We start from the raw sequence: 5,379 nt of genomic DNA, 5'->3' as shown, positions 1-5,379 counted from the left end.
GCTGAACATCCACGCCGCGTTGGAGCGCGTGCTGCGCCTGGCCGAGAACGAGGCCGGCTGGGCGGTGCGCCTGCAGCGCGACTACGACCCCAGCATCCCCGAATTCGATGGCGACGCCGATCGCCTCACCCAGGCGGTATGGAACCTGGTGCGCAATGCCATCCAGGCCGGTGCCGGCAACATCACCCTGCGCACCCGCGTTGAACACGGTGTGCGCATCGCCGAGCAGCTGCACACCCTGGCGTTGCGGCTGGAAATTGCTGACGACGGCTGTGGCGTGCCCGAAGAACTGGCCGAACACCTGTTCCTGCCGTTGGTCAGTGGTCGCGCCGAAGGCACTGGCCTGGGCCTGGCGCTGGCCCAGCAGGTCGCGCGCGAGCATCGCGGCACGCTGACCTACCGGTCGCGCCCGGGCCATACCGTATTCACCCTGCTGCTGCCGATCGGCAACGGCACCGTCGCCGCCGAGGAGGCCCCGCGCGATGTCTGAGTCTTCCTCGTCCGCGCCGTGCATCTGGGTGGTCGACGATGACCGCGCCGTGCGCTTCGTGTTGTGCACCGCGCTGCGTGAGGCCGGCTACCAGGTGGTCGACTTCGACAGCGCCGCCCCCGCACTGCAGGCGCTGGCTGATAGCCCGCCGCCTGCGCTGCTGTTCACCGACGTGCGCATGCCCGGCGACGATGGCCTGGTGCTGCTGGACAAGCTGAAGGCCGCGCTGCCGCAGCTGCCGGTGGTGGTGATGTCGGCCTACACCGACGTCGCCAGTACCGCCGGTGCGTTCCGCGGCGGTGCGCACGAGTTCCTGTCCAAGCCGTTCGATCTGGACGACGCGGTGGCACTGGCCCAGCGCGTACTGCCTGCGGTGGCGCCGGCCATGGCCGCGCCGACGCCCGCCGCAGAAGCCGCCAGCGACCAGCCGCCGCAACTGGTGGGCGATACGCCACCGATGCGCGCGCTGTTCCGCGCCATCGGCCGCCTCGCGCAGGCGCCATTGGCGGTGCTGATCATCGGCGAAACCGGTACCGGCAAGGAGCTGGTGGCCAACGCGCTGCACCGCGAATCGCCGCGTGCGCAGCATCCGTTCGTCGCGCTGAACACCGCCGCCATTCCCGCCGAGCTGCTGGAAAGCGAGTTGTTCGGCCACGAGGCCGGTGCGTTCACCGGCGCGCAGCGGCGCCACATCGGCCGCTTCGAGCAGGCCAATGGCGGCACCCTGTTCCTCGACGAAATCGGCGACATGCCGTTGCCGTTGCAGACGCGCCTGCTGCGCGTGCTCGCCCAGGGCGAATTCTTCCGCGTGGGCGGACGCGAACTGATCCGCGTCGATGTGCGCGTGGTCGCCGCCACCCACCAGGATCTGGAAGGACTGGTCGCGCAGGGAAAATTCCGAGCCGATCTGCTGCACCGCCTGGACGTGGTGCGCCTGCAGCTGCCGCCGCTGCGCGAGCGCCGCGAGGACATCGCGCAACTGGCCACCACGTTCCTGGCGGCTGCCGCGCGCAGGCTCGATACGCCGCCCAAGCGGCTGACCGCCGCCGCCCTGCAGGCGCTGCGCGAGCACGACTGGCCGGGCAACGTCCGCGAACTGGAAAACGTGTGCTGGCGCATGGCCGCACTAGCCGCCGCCGATACCATCGGTGTGGCTGATGTCGATACCGCGCTCAACCGTGCCCGCAGCCGGCGCAGCAGCACGGCCGCCGGTGACCCGGGCCAATGGGAAGCGCTGCTGTCCGAATGGGCACGCCGGCAGCTGGCCGAGGGCACCGAGGGCCTGCACGCGCAGGTGCGCGAACGGGTCGACCACGCCCTGTTGGAGGCCGCCCTGCAGATCACCCACGGTCGTCGCGCCGAAGCCGCCGCGCGCCTGGGCCTCGGCCGCAATACGCTTACCCGCAAGCTGGGCGCCGGTCGCCGCCGCGGCGGCCATTGAACGGTGCCTGCACGCGATCCTCGCACCCGCTTGCCGAACTGTTGATCCTCCATGGACGATGCCGTCCGTAGTGTTACCTGCAAGGAGTCCTCGATGCGTTTGTCCTTCGCCCTTCTGCCGCTGTCCGCTGCCGTGCTCCTGTCTGCCTGTGGCAGCGCACCGAAGAAGCCGCAGCCCACACCGCCGCCGGTGGTCACCACGCCCGTGGCCCAGCTGGCCGAAGCCAACCTGGCGCCAGCCTCGGCCAGCATCGTCAGCGGCCGTCTGGTGCTGAAGACCGAAAGCGGTGGCGTGCACTTGACCGGCCTGGTCGGCGGCCTGCAGCCGATGCAGCAGGCCGGTTTCCACATCCATGAGCGCGGTGACTGCAGCGCGGTGGACGCCAGCAGCGCCGGCAACCACTTCAATCCCGCCGGCGTCGCGCACGGTCGTGCCGGCAGCGGCAAGCACCACCTCGGTGACATCGACAACCTGCAGGCAGACGCGCAGGGCCGCGCCAACATCGATGTGCATCTGAAGGGCGTTACCCTGGGCGGAGGCGCCGCCACGGATATCGCCGGGCGTGCACTGGTCGTGCATGCCAGGGCCGACGACTATCGCAGCCAGCCCGCCGGCAATGCCGGCGTCCGCATCGCCTGCGGCGTGATCCGGGTAACCCGCTGATCACACCACCGGCATTTCCCAAGGAGAGTTTCCATGCGTCTGATCCACACTTCGCTGTTCGCGGCCATCGCTGCACTGGGCCTTGCCGCCTGCAACCAGCAGCCGGCAGCGCCGGCAGCCGAAGCCCCGGCCACCACCCCGGCCGAAGGTTCGGCAGCGCCGGCCGATCCGGCCACTGCACCGGCTACCGCAGCGGCCCCGGCAGCCGATGCCTCGGCCACTGCCGAACTGGCACCGACCCAGGGCAATCAAACCAAGGGCTCGATCACCTTCAAGCTGGTCGACGGCAAGGTGCACGCATCCGGCCAGATCAGTGGCCTGAAGCCGGGCAGCGAGCACGGCTTCCACATCCACGAGAAGGGTGACTGCAGCGCGCCGGACGGCATGAGCGCCGGTGGCCACTTCAATCCGGGCAAGCAGGACCACGGCAACGTGGCCACTGATCCGCACCACGGTGGCGACATGCCCAACATCAAGGCCGACGACAAGGGCGTAGCCACCATTGATGGTCCGGTGTCGAGCAACGTCAACATCGGCAAGGGTGATGATTTCGACATCATCGGCCGCGGCCTGATCGTCCACGCCGACGCGGACGACTACAAGACCCAGCCGACCGGCAACGCCGGTGCGCGACTGGCGTGCGCGGTAATCAACAAGGCACCGTAAGAAAACGAAAACGCCGGCGCAAGCCGGCGTTTTTCAGTTGATCCGCCGGGCATGGCCCGGCGGCATTACCTGGACGTTAGCGCGCCAGCAGCTCGCGCGCGTCCTGCCCGGCTTCGCAATGCACGAACAGCACCGGCACACCGTGCGCTTCCAGCACCGCGGCCATCTGCCGCTGGCGCATCAGGAACTGCTCGTAGATGCCCTGCAGGCGCTCGCAGTCGCCCTTGCCGTGGTTGTAATGCGCGCACCAGCCGGCCGGGTCGAACAGCGCCATGCGCGCTTCGCCCTGCGTATAGCGCAGCAACGGCTCGGGTGCGTCACTCAGCCACTCGTCCTGGCCCGGGGCCATGATCGCGGTTTCAATCAGCGGCCACAGTGCGGCCAGGCCTTGGTTGTCGTACTGCATCGACATCATCGCGGCCAGGTCGTTCACGGTGAAATAGCGTGCGTGCTCCACGCGCGCACCGAACGTGTTCTGTGCCATCAGCGCGGTATCGGCATGGGCCATGCCATTGGCCAGCAGCACCTCTTCCAGGGCATCGGCCACGGCTGTCGTGGTGGCCACGTCGGTACCGGTCAGCAGGAACGGCACCACCCGCAGGCCACCGCCTACCAGGGTAGCGTCGGCCTGGAACGGCAGCGGCACATCACCGCTGGCGTCGGCGCCGAAGGCCAGCACGCGCGGGCCCTGGTTGCTACCGGGCGCGCGCATCTGCAGTTCTTCCAGGCGGCGATGGATCGGCCAGCCCGGGCGAAGCACTTCGGCCGGATCGAAATGGGCGGCGGCGAACACCAGGTCCAGCTCGGCCACCTGTGGCACCAGCTTGGACAGGTCGCGGCCGACGCGTTCGGCCAGTTCACCGGCCTGTTCAGCGCTGAGCACCGCCTGGCGGGGGATTTCGCCGCCGGCCAGTTCCAGGGCCAGCACGCCAAGGGCATTCATCGCAGGGTCGGGTTTGCTCATGGTTCCACGGTTGGCCCATCACAGGGCGGCAGCTACACTTGGCCCCATTATGCCTGCTCTGTCGTGCAGGCCATGTTGCAGACACCCTCATCCATGCCAGGTATCTCCATGCCCAACGCTCGTCCCGTCGCCATCCTCGGTGGCGTCCGCATTCCGTTCTGCCGGCAGAACACCGCGTATTCGGATGTCGGCAACCTCGGCATGTCGGTGCGTACGCTGGGAGCGCTGGTCGAGCGCTTCGGCCTGCACGGCCAGCAGCTGGGCGAAGTGGCGATGGGTGCGGTCATCAAGCACTCCAGCGACTGGAACCTGGGCCGCGAAGCCACGCTGTCCTCGGGCCTGTCGCCGTTGACCCCCGGCATCACCCTGCAGCGCGCCTGCGGCACCTCGCTGGACAGCATCATCACCGTTGCCAACAAGATCGCCCTGGGCCAGATCGAGTCCGGCATCGGCGGTGGTTCGGACACCACCTCCGACGTGCCGATCGTGTACGGCAAGAAGCTGCGCGCGCGCCTGCTGGCTGCCAACCGTGCCAAGAGCACCGGCGACAAGATCCGCGCACTGACCTCCGGCTTCAAGTTCGCCGAACTCAAGCCGGAGTTTCCCGGCGTGGCCGAGCCGCGTACCGGCAAGAGCATGGGCGACCACTGCGAGGACATGGCCAAGGAGTGGAACATCTCGCGCGACTCGCAGGACGAGTGGGCGGTGTCTTCGCACAAGAAGCTGGCTGCAGCCTATGAGCGCGGCTTCTTCAATGACCTGATCGCACCGTTCCGCGGCGTCGAGCGCGACAACATCCTGCGTGCCGACACCTCGCTGGAGAAGCTGGCTACGCTGAAGCCGGCCTTCGACAAGGTATCCGGCCGTGGCACCCTGACCGCAGCCAACTCCACCCCGCTGACCGATGGCGCCGCCGCGGTGCTGCTGGCCAGCGAAGAGTGGGCGCGCGCGCATGGCCACGAGCCGCAGGCCTACCTGCGCGACGCACACGTGTCGGCCGTCGATTTCGTGCACGGCGAAGGCCTGTTGATGGCRCCGACCGTGGCCGTGCCGGAGATGCTCAAGCGCAACGGCCTGACCCTGCAGGACTTCGATATCTACGAGATCCACGAAGCCTTCGCCGCACAGGTGCTGTGCACCCTGCGTGCGTGGGAG

At 68.5% G+C, this 5,379-nt stretch carries 6 protein-coding genes; 5 read left to right on the top strand and 1 reads right to left on the bottom strand.

Annotation, left to right across the window (positions count from 1 at the left end; all coding sequences use genetic code 11):
* The 4 genes from AB4Y84_RS12030 to AB4Y84_RS12015 all read left to right on the top strand — a co-directional run.
* The coding region (locus AB4Y84_RS12030; protein WP_442250185.1) for a two-component system sensor histidine kinase NtrB at window positions 1-490 on the top strand (490 nt) is incomplete at its 5' end.
* Complete coding sequence (gene ntrC / locus AB4Y84_RS12025; RefSeq protein WP_442243970.1) at window positions 483-1,931, top strand: nitrogen regulation protein NR(I); 1,449 nt, start codon at window positions 483-485, stop codon at window positions 1,929-1,931. The genes AB4Y84_RS12030 and ntrC, both read left to right, overlap by 8 nt.
* A gap of 93 nt (window positions 1,932-2,024) precedes the next feature.
* A complete protein-coding gene (locus AB4Y84_RS12020; RefSeq protein WP_025875951.1) occupies window positions 2,025-2,594 on the top strand; it encodes a superoxide dismutase family protein in 570 nt (189 codons plus the stop codon).
* Window positions 2,595-2,627: 33 nt separating this feature from the next.
* A complete protein-coding gene (locus tag AB4Y84_RS12015) occupies window positions 2,628-3,260 on the top strand; it encodes a superoxide dismutase family protein (RefSeq protein ID WP_100437162.1) in 633 nt (210 codons plus the stop codon).
* 76 nt (window positions 3,261-3,336) lie between these two features.
* Here AB4Y84_RS12015 and AB4Y84_RS12010 read toward each other — a convergent pair whose 3' ends face one another.
* Complete coding sequence (locus AB4Y84_RS12010) at window positions 3,337-4,224, bottom strand: hypothetical protein (RefSeq protein WP_025875947.1); 888 nt, start codon at window positions 4,222-4,224, stop codon at window positions 3,337-3,339.
* A gap of 93 nt (window positions 4,225-4,317) precedes the next feature.
* Here AB4Y84_RS12010 and AB4Y84_RS12005 point away from each other — a divergent pair.
* The coding region (locus tag AB4Y84_RS12005; RefSeq protein WP_442250184.1) for an acetyl-CoA C-acetyltransferase at window positions 4,318-5,379 on the top strand (1,062 nt) is incomplete at its 3' end.

It is taken from the genome of Stenotrophomonas sp. 2YAF22 (assembly GCF_052114665.1).
In the GTDB taxonomy this organism is placed as follows: domain Bacteria; phylum Pseudomonadota; class Gammaproteobacteria; order Xanthomonadales; family Xanthomonadaceae; genus Stenotrophomonas; species Stenotrophomonas indicatrix.
Note: the sequence above shows the minus strand (reverse complement) of the source record. Positions and strands in the feature narration are given on the sequence as shown.